Annotated in this window: 18 protein-coding genes, 1 tRNA gene and 1 pseudogene; 12 read left to right on the forward strand and 8 right to left on the reverse strand. The window is 37.7% G+C overall.

Annotated features, from left to right (window positions below):
• The first annotated feature begins 27 nt into the window (after positions 1-27).
• Complete coding sequence (locus C4E06_RS00755; RefSeq protein WP_198648186.1) at positions 28-1,104, forward strand: DpnII family type II restriction endonuclease; 1,077 nt, start codon at positions 28-30, stop codon at positions 1,102-1,104.
• Positions 1,101-2,369 carry a DNA (cytosine-5-)-methyltransferase gene (dcm, locus tag C4E06_RS00760; protein WP_107666326.1) on the forward strand — a complete coding sequence of 423 codons (1,269 nt, stop codon included), beginning with the start codon at positions 1,101-1,103 and terminating at the stop codon, positions 2,367-2,369. The genes C4E06_RS00755 and dcm overlap by 4 nt, the downstream gene beginning before the upstream one ends.
• 185 nt (positions 2,370-2,554) lie before the next feature.
• Here dcm and C4E06_RS00765 read toward each other — a convergent pair whose 3' ends face one another.
• Both C4E06_RS00765 and C4E06_RS00770 read right to left on the reverse strand, forming a co-directional pair.
• On the reverse strand, positions 2,555-3,052 hold the full coding sequence (locus C4E06_RS00765; protein ID WP_107666327.1) for an SH3 domain-containing protein: 498 nt from the start codon (positions 3,050-3,052) through the stop codon (positions 2,555-2,557).
• A gap of 88 nt (positions 3,053-3,140) precedes the next feature.
• On the reverse strand, positions 3,141-4,643 hold the full coding sequence (locus tag C4E06_RS00770) for an AAA family ATPase (RefSeq protein ID WP_107666328.1): 1,503 nt from the start codon (positions 4,641-4,643) through the stop codon (positions 3,141-3,143).
• A 246-nt stretch (positions 4,644-4,889) separates the two neighbouring features.
• Here C4E06_RS00770 and C4E06_RS00775 point away from each other — a divergent pair, with 246 nt between their 5' ends.
• The 3 genes and pseudogenes from C4E06_RS00775 (at position 4,890) to C4E06_RS00785 (ending at position 7,992) form a co-directional block, all read left to right on the forward strand.
• On the forward strand, positions 4,890-5,528 hold the full coding sequence (locus C4E06_RS00775) for a histidine phosphatase family protein (RefSeq protein ID WP_107666329.1): 639 nt from the start codon (positions 4,890-4,892) through the stop codon (positions 5,526-5,528).
• Positions 5,529-5,572: 44 nt separating this feature from the next.
• A pseudogene (locus tag C4E06_RS00780) lies at positions 5,573-6,289 on the forward strand (Rpn family recombination-promoting nuclease/putative transposase); the annotation flags it as partial.
• A gap of 35 nt (positions 6,290-6,324) precedes the next feature.
• On the forward strand, positions 6,325-7,992 hold the full coding sequence (locus C4E06_RS00785) for a mechanosensitive ion channel family protein (protein WP_107666330.1): 1,668 nt from the start codon (positions 6,325-6,327) through the stop codon (positions 7,990-7,992).
• A gap of 132 nt (positions 7,993-8,124) precedes the next feature.
• Here the strand turns inward: C4E06_RS00785 and C4E06_RS00790 are convergent, their stop codons facing one another.
• Positions 8,125-9,471, reverse strand: a complete 1,347-nt coding sequence (locus C4E06_RS00790; RefSeq protein WP_198648188.1) for a Caspase domain-containing protein — start codon at positions 9,469-9,471, stop codon at positions 8,125-8,127.
• Between the two features lie 133 nt (positions 9,472-9,604).
• On the opposite strand from C4E06_RS00790, the gene ruvX reads away from it, so the two are divergent.
• Both ruvX and C4E06_RS00800 read left to right on the forward strand, forming a co-directional pair.
• Positions 9,605-10,036, forward strand: coding sequence for a Holliday junction resolvase RuvX (ruvX, locus tag C4E06_RS00795; RefSeq protein ID WP_107666331.1), 432 nt, complete (start codon positions 9,605-9,607; stop codon positions 10,034-10,036).
• Positions 10,037-10,087: 51 nt separating this feature from the next.
• A tRNA-Gly gene (locus C4E06_RS00800) sits at positions 10,088-10,159 on the forward strand.
• Here the strand turns inward: C4E06_RS00800 and sixA are convergent.
• Positions 10,113-10,658: a phosphohistidine phosphatase SixA gene (sixA, locus tag C4E06_RS00805; RefSeq protein ID WP_107666367.1), complete on the reverse strand. Its 546-nt coding sequence runs from the start codon at positions 10,656-10,658 to the stop codon at positions 10,113-10,115. The genes C4E06_RS00800 and sixA overlap by 47 nt on opposite strands.
• A 25-nt stretch (positions 10,659-10,683) precedes the next feature.
• On the opposite strand from sixA, the gene C4E06_RS00810 reads away from it, so the two are divergent.
• From C4E06_RS00810 to C4E06_RS00830, 5 genes are all read left to right on the forward strand, one after another.
• Positions 10,684-11,571 (forward strand): hypothetical protein, encoded by an 888-nt coding sequence (locus C4E06_RS00810; RefSeq protein ID WP_107666332.1) that lies wholly within the window; start codon positions 10,684-10,686, stop codon positions 11,569-11,571.
• Positions 11,572-11,673: 102 nt separating this feature from the next.
• Complete coding sequence (locus C4E06_RS00815) at positions 11,674-12,414, forward strand: hypothetical protein (protein ID WP_370051169.1); 741 nt, start codon at positions 11,674-11,676, stop codon at positions 12,412-12,414.
• A gap of 98 nt (positions 12,415-12,512) precedes the next feature.
• Positions 12,513-13,454 carry a DMT family transporter gene (locus tag C4E06_RS00820; protein WP_107666334.1) on the forward strand — a complete coding sequence of 314 codons (942 nt, stop codon included), beginning with the start codon at positions 12,513-12,515 and terminating at the stop codon, positions 13,452-13,454.
• Positions 13,455-13,569: 115 nt separating this feature from the next.
• Positions 13,570-14,805 carry a metabolite traffic protein EboE gene (gene eboE / locus C4E06_RS00825; RefSeq protein WP_107666368.1) on the forward strand — a complete coding sequence of 412 codons (1,236 nt, stop codon included), beginning with the start codon at positions 13,570-13,572 and terminating at the stop codon, positions 14,803-14,805.
• 18 nt (positions 14,806-14,823) lie between these two features.
• Entirely contained in the window at positions 14,824-16,209 is a 1,386-nt protein-coding gene (locus tag C4E06_RS00830) for an alkaline phosphatase family protein (protein ID WP_107666335.1), read from the forward strand.
• Between the two features lie 5 nt (positions 16,210-16,214).
• Here C4E06_RS00830 and C4E06_RS00835 read toward each other — a convergent pair whose 3' ends face one another.
• The 4 genes from C4E06_RS00835 to psb28 form a co-directional block, all read right to left on the reverse strand.
• Positions 16,215-16,940 carry a carbonic anhydrase gene (locus tag C4E06_RS00835; protein WP_198648190.1) on the reverse strand — a complete coding sequence of 242 codons (726 nt, stop codon included), beginning with the start codon at positions 16,938-16,940 and terminating at the stop codon, positions 16,215-16,217.
• 436 nt (positions 16,941-17,376) lie between these two features.
• Positions 17,377-17,658, reverse strand: a complete 282-nt coding sequence (locus C4E06_RS00840; protein WP_107666337.1) for a TMEM165/GDT1 family protein — start codon at positions 17,656-17,658, stop codon at positions 17,377-17,379.
• Between the two features lie 13 nt (positions 17,659-17,671).
• Positions 17,672-18,031, reverse strand: coding sequence for a TMEM165/GDT1 family protein (locus C4E06_RS00845; protein ID WP_107666338.1), 360 nt, complete (start codon positions 18,029-18,031; stop codon positions 17,672-17,674).
• A 27-nt stretch (positions 18,032-18,058) separates the two neighbouring features.
• Positions 18,059-18,427, reverse strand: coding sequence for a photosystem II reaction center protein Psb28 (gene psb28 / locus C4E06_RS00850; protein ID WP_107666339.1), 369 nt, complete (start codon positions 18,425-18,427; stop codon positions 18,059-18,061).
• Between the last annotated feature and the right edge of the window lie 90 nt (positions 18,428-18,517).

Raw genomic sequence — 18,517 nt, forward strand, 5'->3', positions numbered from 1 at the left:
TTTTCAGTTGAGTAGCAAATGTTTATAATGAATAAACTAACTTTACTCATCAAGTTAATGGCAAATACAAGACTCAAAAAATATAGGAGAAATATTAACGAACTTAGAGAGGTTGCGGCCATTTGGTGGCCAGAAGAATTATTAACAGAAAGTGCAACCGCTAGTATTATTCCAACACTCTTAAAAAGACAAGAGCAATTTATCTCTATTTTGACACTTTGTACTCAAAGTCCTGAACAAGTTTTTGAAGTTATCAATGCTGCTCAATTTTCTGCCAATCTTTTTTTAAAACATCTTGTTATTTTAGCTGATTATGGGGGAGAACCCTTATCTAGATTAAACAAAAATTTTCAGGCTATTTTTCCTGTAAAGAAACCAGATAATAAATCTACTATGAAATTTTCTTGGAGAGAGAAAGATTACGTTTATCAGTTTAAAAAATTACCTATAAAAACTCTTAATAATAAAAAACTGGGTATTGATGGATCTACTTTAATGAATTATCAACCTTTAGATGATTTTAAAAAAGATATTATTATGATTTTGCTTTATGGTAGTAGCACAGAAGTATCAGAACAAGCAGGATTAGAAAAATGTGAAATTGGGGCTTTACTAGGAAGAAAACAAGAACTCGATAGATATATTAAACAAAAGTATATTACAGTTAGTAGAATTACTGGAGGAGCAACAGCGAATACTTTAGGACAAGTTGCACAAAAAACAGTAATAAAATTTCTTACAAGTTATTTAGGGAAAAATTATAAAATTACCAGTAATGCTAAAATCAACTTAGAAGGTTATGAAAATAATCTAGGAATGCCCTTTGATATAGTTGTTGAGAAAAATGATAAAATGGTAGGAATTGAAGTAAGTTTTCAAGTAACAACAAATAGTACAATTGAGAGAAAAGCAGCACAAGCAAAAAACCGTCAAAGGTTGATGCACGAAAACGGTTATAAAATTGCTTATATTATTGATGGAGCAGGCAACTTTCAAAGAAGCTCAGCTATTACCAAAATTTGTCAATACAGTGATTGTACAATTGCTTATAGAAAAACAGAATTTAAAGTATTAGGAAACTTTATTAGAGATAGTTTAATATGATTAATTTTATTGATATTTTCGCTGGTATTGGGGGAATGCGATTAGGGTTAGAATTAGCTTGTCAACAACTAAAAATAAAAACCCATTGTATTTTAAGTTCTGAAATTGACCATAAAGCTTGTGAAACTTATAATTTAAACTTTAATGAATTCCCCAAGGGAGATATTAAAAATATAGATAAAATAGAATATTTTAATTTTCTCTTGGCAGGATTTCCTTGTCAACCTTTTTCTTATGCAGGAAAACATCAAGGATTTGGAGATACTAGAGGAACTCTTTTTTTTGAAGTTGAAAAAATACTAAAAAAGTATCAACCTGACGGATTTTTGTTAGAAAATGTTAGAGGCTTAGTTACTCATGATAAAGGAAGAACCTTAAAAACTATTATCAGTAAATTGAATGATTTAGATTACGGTATTGAATATTTATTATTAAATAGTAGTAATTTTAATGTTCCTCAAAATAGAGTTAGAATCTATATTTTAGGAAAAAAAGGAAGTAAACCTAAATTAACTATTCAATCAGATAAAGGTGCAATTGATTCTCATTCGTTTAAAAAAAATGCTATTCAAGGTAATTTGTTTTCTCCCATCCATCATCCGATTAAACCCCTAACCGTGAAAGATATTTTAGAGGATAAGGTACAAGAAAAATACTTTTGTTCTCAAGATTTTACTAACTTATTAAATCGTGCTGTAAAAGAAAACTTTAATAAATTACATGGAACAAGACTAATTGATTTTAGAGGAGGAAACTCTTTACATTCTTGGGATTTAGGAATTAAAGGAGAATGTACTAATGCCGAAAGAAATTTGATGAATTTATTAATTGCGAATCGTAGAAAAAAAGTTTTTGGAACTCATCAAGATGGTAAAAGTTTAACTTTAGAACAAATCAAAACATTCTACTTTAATGACGATTTAGAAACACTTATTACTAGCTTATTGGCTAAAGGTTATCTTAAAGAGGAATCTGGAAAATATGGACCAGTTTGTGGTAATTTATCCTTTGAAGTGTTTAAATTTTTAGATCCTGATAGTATATCTATTACCTTAACCAGTGCCGATGCTCATAGATTAGGGATTGTTACTAATAATAAGCCCCGAAGACTTACCCCTAGAGAATGTGCAAGATTACAGGGTTTTCCTGATAGTTTTAAATTACATCCTGACGATAGAGCTACCTATAAACAATTAGGAAATTCTGTGAGTGTGCCTGTGGTTGAAGCAGTCATGATAGATTATTTTAAAAATAATTTGAATTAACACAAAAAACCATCTTCACGAATTAATTTTATAGCATTTTTTGCTAACGAATTTTAAGTTATAATTCCTTAATGTATGTACTACAACCCGTAAAACAGAAATTTACTTTGTTAGTTTGCTTATAATATTAAATTACCAACTACGTTATCAGCAAAAAAAAGGTGGGCATTGCCCACCCTACTTAATTATTGTTCTACTTTTTCGACATTGCCGGCCTTCACCCAACCTTCTTGTTGAGAGTTGGGGAGACGAACTTGCTGCCAATCTCCATCCGCAGTGGTTTGTAGTATGATCACCTCAGAATCGTATTCAACACCGCCAATTCTTTCGGCATTTAAGTCAGGTTGCGATCGCACACTTAAACCGGTTGACCAAGTCACTTTTGCCCGATAGGCCCCGTCGGGTAAGTCTTCTGTTTCTTCCTCTGTTTCTTCTTCAATGACAGGTTCTTTAGCCACGACTTCCTCAACGGGTTGGGTTTTGGTTTCTTTATTAACAACCGGTTGCGTTTCAGCTTTAGCGGTGGTTTCTGGGGGTTTCTCTTCAGCAAAGGTGGGTTTTTCGGGGTTAGCATTCATCCGCGCAAAGACGACATAAGCTAAAGAAGCCGTTCCCCCCACTAATAGAAAGATACCGAGGAAAAATCCTAATAAAAATTGAAAAACACCAGATAAACGATTCATAATGATAACAGGATAGGATATAACTTTTAAAGTTGAATCTTAACGTTAATTCCCCTTATTTAGCCACTATTCAAACGTAATTTATTTCTTAAGGAGTCAAAGAATTTAAACTACTTTGACGAGAGGCTAACCGGGCTTTTCCGGCTGCAGCCCACTGCTGCAAAAATTCAATTTCTTCTTGGGCAGTTCGGGCTAAGGGGATAATTTGACTTGCTGCTTGTAAGATATCATCGGTGGTAAAGTCACGGTTTTGACTAAATCCGATGTGCATAGCTTCGATTAAGGTTTGTTCAATTTCTGCCCCCGAAAAATCTGGGGTTTCATAAGCGAGTCGCTTGATGTCGTAAGTTTTCAGATTATGGGGTCGCAGTCTAGATAGATGGACGTTAAAAATCGCTTCTCGTTCCCTCTGGGTAGGCAAACCCACAAAGAAAATTTCGTCAAAGCGGCCCTTGCGTAGCATTTCTGGGGGTAAAGCTTTGATATTGTTGGCGGTGGCGACGACAAACACGGGGGATTTTTTTTCGGCTAACCAGGTGATAAAGGTCCCAAACACACGGCTAGTGGTGCCTCCGTCTCCTTTTCCTTCCACACCAGCAAAGGCTTTATCAATTTCATCGATCCATAACACACAAGGGGCCAACGCTTCTGCTAAATTGACCATTTGACGGGTGCGAGACTCGGACTCTCCCACTAACCCCCCAAACAGTCGCCCCACATCTAACCGTAATAAGGGTAAATGCCAATGGTGAGAAATGGCTTTCGCGGTGAGGGATTTTCCGGTGCCTTGAATACCCACTAATAACAGTCCTCTAGGGTGAGGTAAACCATAAGCCCTTGCTTTTTCGCTAAATGCCCCACCTCGACGCAATAACCAGTCTTTGAGGTTGTCTAACCCGCCTATATCGGATATTTGTTCGGTAGCCGGGTAAAAGTCTAAAATTTGGGTTTGACGGATAGATTGCCGTTTTTCTTCTAAAATAAGTTCTACGTCTTCGGGTTCAATACGTCCATGACTGGCGATACAAAGGGTCAAAACACGGCGTATTCTCTCTAAGGATAGTCCTTGTGCCGATCTGACTAATTCATCTATTAAAGTATCCGATAAAGGTTGTCCTGTGGCTCCTAGAAGACGTTCTATTTCGTCTTTGATTTCTGTGCCGGTGGGAAGGGGAAAGTCAAGGATGGTAAGGACTTCGGTTAATTCGTCGGGAATTTGGACTTGTGGGGCAATAATAATGATATTTTTGGGTTGAGATTTTAAACTACGGGCGAGGTTTCGCAGTTTTCGGGAGATGGAAACATCTTCTAAAAAGCGTTGAAAGTCTCTTAAAATGAAGATTCCGCCGATATTATTGGGCAAATTTTCGACAAATTCTAATGCTTGGAGGGGGTTGCGTCTGCCGACTCCTTCGTTATTGGGGTTATCTTGATAACCGTCTACGAAGTCCCAAGTATAAACCGTGCGGTTTTGCATGGTTTGGCCTGATTGAGCGATCGCATTTTCTAGTCTTTCTTCTTCGCTGGTGGAAATATAGATTAAAGGGTAACAGGCCCGTAGTAGCAGTTCAAATTCTTCTCGAAATGTCATCATTAATTACAATCGTTGGTTATAACCCTATCTCAACAATAATAAAGGTTAGCGGTTAATCTGACTATTTTGGTTAGTTTATAACTTCTGTTGGTTTTCGATGGTTCTCAAGTTATCCATTTTTCAATGAGTGTTCTTGTATCATGGTTTATCGAAGTCTTAACTTGAAATGGATAGAGTTGAGACGATTATATTTTAAACTAACGACAAGTCATTCACTCATAGTTAAATGAGAGGAAAATTATCATGAGTTTAACGTTATATTTTTTGCGTCACGGTGAAACAGAAAGTAGTCTTAAAGATAGTTTTTGTGGCACTCTTGATCCTGATTTAACCCCTCAAGGAAAAGAAATGGCAAAAGCATTTGCTGATGCTTATCAATCTTTTGATTGGTCTGCTATTTATGTTAGTCCCATGAAGCGAACTATTGCCACTGCAAAACCTCTTTGTGAGGCAACCGGAATGGAAATGCAGATTAAAGATGGACTCAAAGAAATGGATTTTGGTCAATGGGAAAATCGCACCCGTGACTGGGTTAAAGAGCATGATTTAGAGGCATATATTGATTGGATGACCGAACCTGCTTGGAACCCTCCCCCCGATGGAGAAACTGCCGTAGAAGTGGGTAGTCGTGCCATGTTAGTTATATCAGAAATTGAAGCAAACTATCCTGATGGAAAGGTGTTAGTCGTTGCTCATAAAACGACAATTAGAATTATTTTGTGTCATTTATTAGGCATTGATTTGGGTCGATATCGTGACCGTATTGATATGTTAGCAGCCTCGGTGAGTGTTATTGAATTTGGGTTACATGGTCCTTTGTTGAAAAAATTAGGCGATCGCTCTTATATGAGTCAAGAATTACAAGATCGTGCAGGAAGTTAACAAAAAAATGGTTGATCACGATCGCTTATTTAAAGAACTCCTTTCAACCTTTTTTCTTAATTCATATTGAAGCACAATCGAGTTCTCAAACAAACTTTAATAGACGAATGTTTTCCTATTTTGCTCGTCTTCATGAAAAGTTTGTGTTACCCATTTATCCCATTGTTATCTTTTCCTATGATTATCCTCAAAAAGCAGCAGAAAATAAATACGAGATTGAATTTCCTGATTTTAAAGTGTTAGACTTTAACTATCGCGTGGTGCAACTTAACCGATTAAATTGGAGAGATTTTATCGATCAACCTAATCCAGTTGCATCAGCATTAATGGCTAAAATGAAAATAGCTGATCAAGATCGTGCGAAAGTTAAAGCACAATGTTTAAGGTTATTAGTAACCTTGAAATTAGATCCAGCTAGAATGCAATTAATTTCAGGATTTATTGATACGTATTTGACGTTAAATCCAGTAGAAGAAAGCATTTTTAGATCAGAGTTAAACACATTTTTACCCCAAGAACAGGAGGATGTTATGGAACTTGTTACCAGTTGGATGCAACAGGGAATTGAACAGGGAATTGAACAGGGAATCATGAGAGAAAAAAACTTAGTTATCCGTTTAATTGAACGGAAACTAGGAACCATTGAACCTGAAATAAAAACCCAAATTCAAGAATTAGAAATTGAAAAAATTGAAGCGTTAGGAGAAGCTATTTTTGATTTTTCTAATATCGAAGATTTAAAAAGTTGGTTGAATCGATAATTATCTTAAATATAAATCAATTGTTTCTAACAACTATGAGAAAGAAATTAAAAAATTTTTTACTTGTTTTAGTGATCACCTTATCTATTGTTGTATCTCCTTTCGTTTATGCACAAGATAATCAAGAAACAGCAAATAAAATTGATGGTTATCCTGTAATTTTAAACGACGACATTTTATTTAAAATACAAGCACCTACTGGCTCATTTTCCTCTGAAGAAAGAGCTAGTACGATTACTCATAGGTTAGAAACATTCGCCGAAGATAATTCTTTATCGGTTGAGTCGATTGAATTAGAAACGCAAGATAATATTACCAGTATCATCGCAGAAGATACAATTTTAGCTACCTTAACAGAAGAAGATGCTAACGCTGCTAGAAAAACTCGTCAAGAATTATCAGAAGAATATTTAGAAATTATCAAAACTTCTATCACTCAATTTAGAGAAGAAAGAACCTTAATTGCGAAAATTTTTAGCTTAGTTTGGACTTTACTTGCTACTTTATCCCTTTTATTGATTTTTACACTAATGGATCTCGTTTTTCCAAAAATATTTAATCTTTTAAATAGGTGGAAAGACACAGTCATTCCTAGTTTGAGAATCCAAAATGTCAATTTAATTAGTTCAACACAAGTAACAAATACTTTAATCGCAGTTATCAAAACAATTCGAGTTATTCTTGTTCTTTTAATACTCTTTTTATATATTCCTTTTATTCTGAGATTTTTCCCTTTAACTCGGAAAATATCACAACAAATTTTTGATTATATTTTTAAAGCAGTTTTATATATTTCTGAATCGGTGCTTAACTATATTCCCAACATTTTTATGATTGGGTTAATTGCTGTTTCCACCTATTATATTATCCGTTTTTGTAAGTTTGTTTTCAAGGAATTAGAACGAGGGAATATTACCATACCTGGATTTTATCAAGATTGGGCAACCCCAACTTATAATATTTTACAATTCCTCATTATCGCTTTAGCTGCGGTGGTTGCTGTTCCGTATTTACCAGGGTTTGACTCTCCTGCTTTTCGAGGGATTTCTGTATTTTTAGGGGTTCTTTTCTCCTTGGGTTCAACTTCTGCTGTAGCGAATACTGTAGGGGGTGTAATCTTAATTTATACCCGTGCATTTCAATTAGGAGACCGTGTACAAATTGGTGATATTATTGGTGATATAGAAGATAAAACATTGCTAGTAACTCGCATTCGTACCCCAAAAAATGTCATTGTTACTTTACCTAATGCAACAGTATTAAATAGTAATGTGATTAACTTTAGTGCCTCAGCAAGAGAAACAGGAATACCCTTAATTATTTCTACTACAATTACCTTAGGTTATGATGTTCCTTGGCGCAAAGTTCATCAAGTTTTATTAGCTGCAGCTGATGTTACAGACTCCTTATTAAAAGAACCTAAACCCTTCGTTTTACAAACCAGTTTAGACGACTTTTATGTGAGTTATGAATTGAATGTTTATACAGAAAAAACCCGTCGATTATTTGAGATTTATTCCGACATTCATCAAAATATTCAGGATAAATGTAACGAGTCAGACATTGAAATTTTATCTCCTCATTATTCTGCGCTTCGAGATGGTAATCAAAATACAATTCCTTCTAACTATTTACCCAAAGATTATCAAGCACCAGGGTTTAGAATTGAAAATTTAGGTAATAATGTTAACAAGCATTCATAACTTTAGTAAATAGGTTGATAATTATCTATAGCTTTTCTCAAACTCATGAGGTACACCTAATATTTAATGTCTGACTCGGAGACTCCTAAAACTAGAAAATTTTGTAACTCACCAGTATGGGAACTGCTATATTTATTTCCATGAACTTGATTCACAGTCAATTAAACGGTCTAAAATAGTGATATCTGTTTGATTGTTACCTTGGCGAACTTTCTGCTCCATTTTTACATTTAAAAGTTCCATTAATAGCCTAATTTTATAAGCTTTTTGTACTGTAGTTGCTACTTGATAAGATTGTAGGGTTTCTAAATTTTCTACATAAGACTTATTGAGGTCAAACTCAAATAAATTAACTAAAGAATTAATAACATATTTTTGTTGAGGACGAGCATTTTTTTCTAATTCAGTCATTGGAGTATCAAATAACTGTTCAATATCTTTTTCACTCGCTTTTTCTTGTAACCAAACTTCAGAAGTAGATACCGGTAAATCAGAGGTTTTCTCATCTACCTTAGCAAAAGCATGAGCTTCAGAATAACTAATTCTGCCATCCTGATTATAATCCGCAGAAGCAACGGTTTTACCAATGCGATTAACCCCACTTAATCCAGCAAAAAAACTCGAACTATAATCTTTATAATCAGCTTCATTCACTTCAGGGGTACACCCCACAGAGGGTAAGGTTTTAATCGTAGCAAAAAAGCCACATCTTGTTTGTTGACTTAATCCTTGATTTCGATTACCATTTTGATAAATATAATTGGCAAATGACCCCGAAAAACATTGAGCCATCATCGTAACAATATGGCTATCTTGCGGTAATTTATCTAAAGTATTGGATAGCTTTTCTACGGTAACAGGGGTATTATTCCACAGCATTAACGCATTATTGTTACTATTTCTTTCATTGAGAATTCCATGACCCGTAAAATAGAGAAAAATAGGTTTTTTAGTCACTGGATTTTGATTGATTTTATCAATCCACCCATTAATATTTTTGAGACTTGCTGAACCATTTAACCCTGGAATATTAGGAACTTTAAACTGTTCTTTACCTTGAGGATTAAGGTAACGAATACTTGCTTCTCCATTATTACCATTAGCAAAAAATACCGTAGTTGCTGGAGACTGAAATCCCATATTTTTTAGGGTTCGTTGAAAATAAAGAATGTTTTTTTCTAAAGCAATTTCGTTAGATTCAGGACTGGCACCACCTCCAATGACTAAAAAATTAGGTTCTGAAGTTTTGGGTTGACAAGGGTCTATAAATTGAGCCGTATTTTGAGTAAAAAAATTATAAATAGCCGGGTTTTCAATTACTTGCTGAGGAGGTTGCCTTTGGGTATCTTGTATCAAGTTAAGAAACCATCCTTGAAAAGATTGATTAACAAAAGATTCCGTTGAAGAAGATTTTCCTAATAATCCAGTTAAACTTAAGGATAAGAAAAAAAGAGCAATTTTTTGATAATTTTTAATCATAGTAAAACAAGTTCCAGTCAACAATCAACGACAAAGCCAAGGTAAAATCAAATATAACTGATAAAATTGCAACCCATAGGATAAAGTTACCTGGGGATTACTGATTTGACACACAGTTTACTATAAAGAAATCATGGAGCGAATTTCTGCATTAGGGTTAGATGTGGGTAAAAAACGCATCGGGGTAGCAGGATGTGACGGAACCGGGTTGATAGCGACAGGGTTAACCACTATCGAACGTCAATCATTTCCTCAAGATGTTCAACAGTTACAAGCATTGGTCAAAGAACGAGAGGTGCAAATATTAGTCATTGGTCTTCCCTATTCCATGGACGGAACCATAGGGTTTCAAGCCAAAAAAGTCCAAAAATTCGCCAAACGTCTCTCTAAAGCCCTAGAATTACCCGTAGAGTATATCGACGAACGACTGACCTCCGTTGAAGCAGAAACTCACTTAAAGGCGCAAAAAAAGTATTCTCGCCATAATAAAGGCTTAGTCGATCGCCTAGCTGCCACCATCATTTTACAACAGTGGTTAGATCAACGTCGTGCTTCTCTAATTTAAGCTTGACATTTTTTGAATGGTATGGGATACTAAGATTTAGCATTGAAAAATGCGGGTGTAGCTCAGTGGTAGAGCGTCACCTTGCCAAGGTGAATGTCGCGCGTTCGAATCGCGTCACCCGCTTTTTAAAGGAAAAACTTCGGGGGGTTAATAGAAATAACTCACTTTCTCCCACAGGGTTACTGGATAGGGGGAGATTCAACCCGATGATTCCTGCTTTTTTAACCACTAACGTGCCTTGAACCTGACCCCAAAGGAAGATTTCTGCCCAGTTGCCTAAGTCGGGCTGATGACCCACAACAGCGAGGCTGCTGTTATGATGATGATACTGAGAATTTAGCCACCAATCAACCCAAAGCTGAGGACTTCCGCCAGGAGAAAGGGGGCTAAATTCCTCTAACTTATCAGTTAAGCCTGCGTTTTGTAAGATTGTAGCAGTTTGACGCGCTCTGAGCAGGGGACTGGTCAAAATAATATCAAATTTAATCTGAATCTCTTTTAACCGTTGAGCGACTTTCTGGGTTTTTTCCGTTCCCCGTTCCGTTAAAGGACGCGCTTCGTCTTTTAGTGAAGGGTTTCGCTCCACTGCAATGCCATGACGAATAAGATACAGTTGTGTCATACGTTAATGATTGCCACGAGGTATTATGAGTAAACCTATTTATGAAATTGTAGACGAATTACCCACCAATAACATGACCGTCAGGGTCTTAAAAACCCTTGATTATGTGGTTCCTGGGGAATGGAACAACTTGGTAGGGTTTGAAAATACCATCCGTACCGTCACAGGGGAAACCGATGAGGAGATGATCCAACAAATCGGCGATCGCGCGGTTTATCTGTTTAATGATAAATCCCAAGGCTATCAAAGGGCCCTCTGGTTATATCAAACCATCGATAGGAGTGACAGTGCCTTAGGTGCGGCGGCCTTAGCCAATAAAATCGGCGAAAAAGTTTCTTTTTTAGGCTTTTTAAACCGCCTTACCCCCAACTCCGATAAAGTCCAAGCCCTTGATTTATCTTTAAAATTAGTGACCGAAGTAGTGGCCTTTTGTCAAATTAATGGCATTCCAGGGGATAGTATCGGGGATTTTGTCGCCTCTTTAGGAGATTATAGCGGAGAATCTTTGATGAGAATGGCGGCTTTAGTCTGTTTAGATGGTTTAATTCCCTTGGGCCCTGATTTTATTATGAAGGTGGAGTCGACCCTTAATAATCTTTCTCCCAAAGAATTAGAGAATAATGGGACTTATAAGGATATCAAAGAAGGTCTACCCGGCAATAAAACCAGTAATCAACTGGATTTTATCGGAGAAAGTTTTGACTCAGTTAAGGGTTGGATGTCAGGATTTGTTAATAAAAAAGAGATTAGTCGAGAGGGACTGTTTGATCGCTTGAGCAACTTTATTGAATATTCAGAAGATAAGTTAGATTATTTTGCAGCCTTTTTAGACATGACCACCAATTATTATGAACATACCGGCACCCAAACCTTAGCCAGACGCTTAATAGAAAGAGCCGTCGCTGAAATATAACTTAACATTTTTTAATGAAGAACGATGGAGAGGCCCCTTAACCCGTAAACTGAGAATAGCCAGACTATGGTGGCGTATTTAGAAACCATTAAGGGAAATATTATGGCAACTCCATCGGATCAAACGCAAAAAAAACCCCTAGAAATTCGAGAAATTCAAGAATTAGCGATCGCTATCTCGGCCAAAAATCTTAATCCCACCATGCTCTCTCAAGAGTTTCTCAAGCAAACAGGAATTGTCCCTAATGAGTGGGAATTAGGCAAACAACCGGTTTTAGGACAAAATCTTTCACAAGTTACCTTTCAAAATGGTGTCAGTATCGTTGCTCAACCTCGCACCATTACCTTTATGGAATCTCTCGGAACCAAAAAACCCGATGAACTGAATATTCCTAATGTCGCTCGTCAATATGTAGACAAACTCTCCAGTGCAGAGTATCAAGGCTTATCCATTACCCCTAAAAGTTTAGTTCCCTTTCCAGGAAATGATCAAGGTGCTAGAAACTTCATTACTCAAAACCTTTTATCCCCTGGTGAGTGGCAAAATTATGGCAATGCACCCTTACAAGCTGGTTTAAATTTACTCTATCAACTCGATCGCTGTCAATTTAGCCTCAGTATTAATGAAGCTAAAATTCAAATGCCGGATAAATCTGCTATTCCTGCTTTATTATTTGCTGGTAATTTTAACTATAATTTAGCGGCTGAAAATCCTCAAGAAGTGATTGCTAAATTAAAGCAAGGAATTGATGATTGGCAAAAGGATTTAAATGCTTTCCAAGAAGTGGTTAATCAAAGATTTTTAGCGCAACAACAGCCAACCAGTTTGTTTCCTACCACCTAGTTAATTGTAAAGATTTAGGAGTGATGGTTTAGGGGTTAGGGAAATTGTTTCTCAACCCCTTATTTATGGATACTTAACAATGGGAGTCTTCGAGAAAAATGATGCAACTCAAACTTACGTCTCAAGCTAACACTAGAGTTAACCTGATGCCATTTGTAACTTTAGGAATTGCTTTAATTTCTATCTCTTTTGCTCCTATTTTTATTCGCTTAAGTGAAGTTGAGTTAGGAGCTAATGGGACTGTTTTTAATCGATTGTGTATCTTTTTTATGGTTTTTGGTTTAGCTCAAACCATTAGACAACGATTTTATTCTCCTGAAACTATTTCAATTGAATCAGCTTTAACTCCTACCCATTGGCTCCTTTTATTATTAGTCGGTCTGATGTCCATTGCCTCCTTAGGACTTTGGGCAATTTCCTTACAGTATACTAGTGTGGCTAACTGTATGCTATTAAATAATATGACTCCTATTTTTACCAGTCTTACGGCTTGGTTGTTATTTAAAAAACAGTTTGATACTAAATTTATATTCGGAATGATTTTGGCGTTATCGGGTGCAATTTTTCTAGGATTAGAAGATTTACAGGGGACAAATGGTCATTTAATTGGAGATTTTTATGCCTTATTATCGGCGGTTTTTTTGGGGATGTATTTTTTAATCGTTGAACAGTTAAGAAGTCGCTTTTCTGCTACAACAATTTTACTGTGGCGGTGTGGAATTGGGAGCTTTTTATTATTGCCTTTTGTGCTATTGACTGAAGGAAAATTATTTCCCCATACCTGGCAAACTTGGTTAGCTGTCATCGGATTAGGAATTATTTCCGAAGGGTTAGGACAACGATTATTAGCCTATTCTTTGGATCAATTTTCTTCTAGTTTTATTGCCATGTTTCTCTTATTAGAACCCATTGTGAGTGCCATGTTAGCTTGGCTCATTTTTGCAGAAGGTTTAACCTCAATCACAGGCCTGGGTTTTTTGATTATTCTAACAGGCATTTATCTCGCCCAATCGAGTGAGTCTGCGGTTCATGAATCTTGAGCAGCCATGAATTATGAGTTAACTTAAAAGAGATTATCATCATAATCAACCTAAACCCATAGGATAAATGTACCTAGGGGTGACTTATTTAGCCTTAGAGTTGACCACAGGGAAAATGTTGATCCATCCAACTAAAAACGGCGATCGCCCTTACCATCTAACCTACTGTACGAACATTCACCCAGGAGAAGATTGGGGGGCTGTTTTTAATAACCTAAAAACTTACATCCCAAAACTTAAAAAAGAACTCGCTCCCCATAACCCGTTTGGCATTGGACTGCGTTTGGCCCAGAGGGCCAGTGAGGAACTGCAACAAGCAGATAAGTTAAACCAACTGAAACAGTGGTTAACCACCCAAGACTGTTATGTCTTTACCATAAACGGATTTCCTTACGGTGGCTTTCATCGTCAAGTGGTCAAAGATGAGGTTTATCGTCCTGACTGGTCTCAAGGCGATCGCCTGAGCTATACTCAGGGTTTGGTGAAAATATTAGCCGCCCTGCTACCCGAAGGCATCGATGGGGGCATTTCGACCGTCCCTTTATCTTATAAACCTTGGTGGCAGTCCAACCCCGGCCAACTCTCGACGATTTTTGAAGGGAGTAGTTTTCAGTTAGCTGAGATGGCTGCACAGATGGCTACATTAGAAGAGGAAACAGGAAAGCTTCTACATTTGGATCTTGAACCCGAACCCGACGCGCTCCTGGAAAACACCGACGAAGCGATCGCCTTTTTTCAAAACTGGCTTTTACCGGTCGGGCAAGGATACCTCCAGCAAACCTATGGGGTAACACCCACCCTGGCCCAGACATGGCTACGACGACATATTCGTATCTGTTATGATACCTGTCATTTTGCCGTGGAATACGAAGATCCGGCCATGGCCTTAGCTAAGTTCCATAAGGCCGGTATTGCCATTGGTAAGTTTCAAATTAGTTCAGCCATTCGTATTCCTATTCCCCCGGAGCAAGCCCAGCGACAAGTGTTAAGGCAACACCTAGAGCCATTTGCTGAGTCCACTTATCTCCATCAGGTGATTGAAAAAGACTCATCCGGGACCGTGCACCATTATCAAGACCTCCAAAATGCGCTCCCTGAGTTAATGAACACCGCTGCCACAGAATGGCGAACCCATTTCCATGTTCCCATTTTCATCGATCGCTATCCCCCCTTTAATTCCACCCAAGATCATATTATTGACATTCTCCAACAACTGTCTCAAGCACCCCAGTGCAACCACCTCGAAATTGAAACCTACACTTGGGAAGTGTTGCCCCCAGAAATGAAACTGGACCTATTGACCTCCATCAAACGGGAATATGAATGGATTTTGTCTGCTTTATCCTCATAATATTTGACTTTAAACAATATGAAAAGAACAGTCGTTATCAATGTCGTTGGTTTGAGTTTACGATTAATCGGTGAGCAAACCCCTAACCTCAAACGCTGGATGAGTCAAGGACAAGTTGCTACCATTAAACCGGTTCTCCCGGCCGTCACTTGTACCGCCCAAAGTACCTATTTAACGGGACAATGGCCCAACCAAACCGGTATTGTGGGCAACGGTTGGTATTTTCGGGATGAATGTGAAGTCAAGTTTTGGCGACAGTCCAATAAACTGGTACAGGCTCCTAAAATTTGGGACGTAGCCCGAAAAATCGATCCCTCCTTTACCTGCGCTAATTTGTTCTGGTGGTACAATATGTACTCTACGGTGGACTATGGGGTAACCCCTCGCCCCATGTATCCGGCCGATGGGCGCAAAATTCCTGATATTTACACTCAACCGGCGGATTTACGCCCCCAACTTCAGGCTGAACTCGGACAGTTTCCCCTGTTTAAATTTTGGGGACCGGCAACGTCCATTGAGTCAAGTCAGTGGATTGCTGAATCAGCGAAATGGGTAGAAAATCGCGTTAGTCCTACCTTAACGTTGATTTATTTACCCCATCTCGATTATTGTTTGCAAAAAATTGGTTGTGATGTGGGGCAAGTGAGTCGGGATCTCCAAGAAATCGATAGCTTATGCGCAGAATTGATCAATTTCTACGAAGAAAGAGGGACTCAGGTGATTATTCTCTCTGAATATGGTATAACCCCGGTTAATAAACCCATTCACATTAATCGCATCTTGAGGGAAGCCGGACTGTTGCAGGTTCGTGAGGAGTTGGGGTTAGAACTCCTCGATGCTGGTGCGAGTCAAGCGTTTGCGGTGGCTGATCATCAACTCGCTCATGTCTATGTTAATGAACCGACGCTGCTACCCAAGGTAAAGGGTTTGTTAGAAGAGATAGAGGGCATTGATTGGGTGCTGGATGAGACGGGTAAGCAAAAATACCATCTTGATCACGAGCGTGCAGGGGAACTGGTGGCAGTGGCTAAACCGGAGGCCTGGTTTACCTATTATTACTGGTTAGATGATCAACGCGCTCCCGATTTTGCTAGAACCGTTGATATCCATCGTAAACCGGGTTATGATCCCGTAGAATTATTCATTGATCCCGAAATTGCGATTCCTCAAGGGAAAATTGCCTTAAAGCTATTGCAGAAAAAATTAGGATTTCGCTATCTGATGGATATGATTCCCTTAAATGCTAATTTGGTTAAAGGTTCTCATGGCCATCTCCCCCAATCTCCCCAAGATTGTCCCGTGTTCATCACCCATCAGTCAAACTTGTTACCACAAGAGGCGATTAACTCAGTGGATGTCTTTCAACTGATGCTGGAGCATTTGGGTGTTAAACCGACCCTTTAACCTTACTATTTATGACTGTGATTGATCATGATCAATTCAACTACACGATCATTGTGTTCTTGAATCGGTCTAGCATTCATGGGATATAAGTTCATAAATTGCTCAATTTGTTGCCTTGATGCTTCTAGGGGTTCTTGGATAACATTCCAGTTCACATTCTCGCTACAAGGCGGTGTGGTTAATGAGCCTTGATAATGAAAATAAGTCACATGATTGTCGATAAAATGACTGGCATCAATCCTCTGTTCTTTAGCTTCTTGTATCCCTTCTCTTGGCGAGAGATTTTCCCAAATTGTTGCTAGGGTTGGGTTTGGTTTTCCTTCCTTGATAAAAAGGCCAATCACGGCAATATTTCCTTGCTCGTTTTGATGAACTAAATGTAGTTCCATCTCACTTTTTTGACCATTTAAAGTGTGTTCACTAGGGGTATGAAAATGAAACTGTTTTAATTCATATTTTTCACCATTAATCATGGCATAACTTCCGGGTTGATAATTAACTTGTATGGTGTGACCATTATTATTAATTACCAAAGGAGTGGCTTGATAATGGGTTTCAATGTTTCCGTTGTCTCTGATTAAATTAGATGAGGCTAAAGCAATGGGTGATTGAAATAATCCCCTTGAACAGGTTTCATATTCAATGCTGATTTCTCCCCATCGCTCAGGATTATTGGCTCCTTCATAACTCCAACTATGATTAGTTTCAGAAGCTCCCAAAACAAGGGACATAGTTGAAAAACTCAATAGCAAACCAACCAAAATCCAATAGATAAATTTAATTCTGTCCATCACAAACTTTTCCTTGATTTCTCTTCTTGTTGACTCCCCTCTCAACGAGAAATCTATAAGTTTATTCCACCTAATTTGATTATATCAATTAGGTGATTTTTTATTGTATAAATTCTTCATTTTACTGACTGCTAATCTTGACGAGTATTAGAAAGGGGGTTTACTCACATCTTGCACCAAAACAAATAAACTTAATAATTATGACAAGGTAGTCAATTGTGAATAATTTAGCATCAAAATTGAACACTTTTGCCTGTCTTGGTGAGCGTTCCCTTGCGCAGATGCGAAGGCGCGGGGTCTCACCGCTCTTGCCTCTTGCCTACCCCCCCTGCCCCCCTTGTAAAGGGGGGTGTTAGCGAAGGTGCAAGATATGAGTTTACTCTTCATCAACGTCTGGCCACAATAACCGTAACGCCATCATTGCAAAACCAATAGCAGCCATTGCTTTTAAGACTTTAGTGGGTAAAAATTGGGCAATGGTTCCTCCCGCAATTACCCCTAAAAAACTAGCTAAAATTAGAGCGGTAATTGACCCGAAAAATACAGCGCGAGGTGACTTAGAACTTCCCCCTAACGCGATCGCTGCTAGTTGACTTTTATCGCCAATTTCGGCTAAAAAAACAGTAATAAAACTTAATCCAAGTAATTGCCAATCCATCATTAAAATTACCTTAACTATTTAATATATCTCCTACCAGTAACCCTGTAATAATTAATAATAACAAAGCTACCGCTATATCTAAGGTTTTCGGCGATAAACGACGGGCTAACCAATAACCAATTAAGACCCCTAATAAGCTAGTCGCAATTAACGCCAATGCTGCTCCGGCAAATACCACCCAAGGAGACTGAGATTCTGCACTGATTAATAGAGTGGCTAACTGGGTTTTATCCCCCATTTCTGCTAAAAATATTGTCAAAAAAGTTGAACTAAAAACCGTCCAAAAACTCCATGATTGTTTAATTTCTGAGGGATTACTAGGAGGAAGATTGGGCTGGTTTTCACTGTTATTTGTTTCAGAAAGATTCATCATTTAAACTTGCTCAATTATTAATGATTAACTATCTTGATAGGCCATGCCATTGGCTTCTGCGTAACGTTCCATAAAACGCATAAATCGATCCCAATGCTCGTCTTTTTCAATATCAAATCCACATCTAACTTCTTTTAATTCGTCCCCTTCATCCCCTCCCCAAATAATTTTTAAAGAAGAGGGAGTGACACTAATTTCTCCTTCGGAATCAATTAAGCGCAAATCTCCGTAGGTTTGGGTTGTGTAACTTCTAAATCGTTCTAAGGATTTTAAATTCTCAAAAATCATCAAGACATTACGAATTCCAGTTTGTTTACTCCGTCGTAACCTAACATTACTTAATTCTTCAGAAATACCAACAAAAAATTCAATAGAAGGGGTAACATCACTCATGATAAAGACTTTTGATAATTTCTCGACAAAATGGGTTAAAATTAAGGAAGAAATTGAAGCATCTGACTCAATTTCCTCCTGACCGTTATC

This window comes from Cyanothece sp. BG0011 (genome assembly GCF_003013815.1).
Classification (GTDB): Bacteria; Cyanobacteriota; Cyanobacteriia; order Cyanobacteriales; family Microcystaceae; genus Crocosphaera.

What these genes read in the sequence shown, in the direction of transcription:
- eboE (WP_107666368.1), top strand. Translation starts at nt 13,570, where the DNA reads ATGTTGATCCATCCAACTAAAAACGGCGATCGCCCTTACCATCTAACC.
- C4E06_RS00770 (WP_107666328.1), bottom strand. Translation starts at nt 4,643, where the DNA reads ATGACATTTCGAGAAGAATTTGAACTGCTACTACGGGCCTGTTACCCT.
- C4E06_RS00775 (WP_107666329.1), top strand. Translation starts at nt 4,890, where the DNA reads ATGAGTTTAACGTTATATTTTTTGCGTCACGGTGAAACAGAAAGTAGT.
- C4E06_RS00765 (WP_107666327.1), bottom strand. Translation starts at nt 3,052, where the DNA reads ATGAATCGTTTATCTGGTGTTTTTCAATTTTTATTAGGATTTTTCCTC.
- C4E06_RS00835 (WP_198648190.1), bottom strand. Translation starts at nt 16,940, where the DNA reads ATGTCCCTTGTTTTGGGAGCTTCTGAAACTAATCATAGTTGGAGTTAT.
- C4E06_RS00785 (WP_107666330.1), top strand. Translation starts at nt 6,325, where the DNA reads ATGAGAAAGAAATTAAAAAATTTTTTACTTGTTTTAGTGATCACCTTA.
- C4E06_RS00810 (WP_107666332.1), top strand. Translation starts at nt 10,684, where the DNA reads ATGAGTAAACCTATTTATGAAATTGTAGACGAATTACCCACCAATAAC.
- ruvX (WP_107666331.1), top strand. Translation starts at nt 9,605, where the DNA reads ATGGAGCGAATTTCTGCATTAGGGTTAGATGTGGGTAAAAAACGCATC.
- psb28 (WP_107666339.1), bottom strand. Translation starts at nt 18,427, where the DNA reads ATGAGTGATGTTACCCCTTCTATTGAATTTTTTGTTGGTATTTCTGAA.
- C4E06_RS00830 (WP_107666335.1), top strand. Translation starts at nt 14,824, where the DNA reads ATGAAAAGAACAGTCGTTATCAATGTCGTTGGTTTGAGTTTACGATTA.
- C4E06_RS00815 (WP_370051169.1), top strand. Translation starts at nt 11,674, where the DNA reads ATGGCAACTCCATCGGATCAAACGCAAAAAAAACCCCTAGAAATTCGA.
- C4E06_RS00755 (WP_198648186.1), top strand. Translation starts at nt 28, where the DNA reads ATGAATAAACTAACTTTACTCATCAAGTTAATGGCAAATACAAGACTC.
- C4E06_RS00820 (WP_107666334.1), top strand. Translation starts at nt 12,513, where the DNA reads ATGATGCAACTCAAACTTACGTCTCAAGCTAACACTAGAGTTAACCTG.
- C4E06_RS00840 (WP_107666337.1), bottom strand. Translation starts at nt 17,658, where the DNA reads ATGGATTGGCAATTACTTGGATTAAGTTTTATTACTGTTTTTTTAGCC.
- C4E06_RS00790 (WP_198648188.1), bottom strand. Translation starts at nt 9,471, where the DNA reads ATGATTAAAAATTATCAAAAAATTGCTCTTTTTTTCTTATCCTTAAGT.
- sixA (WP_107666367.1), bottom strand. Translation starts at nt 10,658, where the DNA reads ATGACACAACTGTATCTTATTCGTCATGGCATTGCAGTGGAGCGAAAC.
- C4E06_RS00845 (WP_107666338.1), bottom strand. Translation starts at nt 18,031, where the DNA reads ATGAATCTTTCTGAAACAAATAACAGTGAAAACCAGCCCAATCTTCCT.
- dcm (WP_107666326.1), top strand. Translation starts at nt 1,101, where the DNA reads ATGATTAATTTTATTGATATTTTCGCTGGTATTGGGGGAATGCGATTA.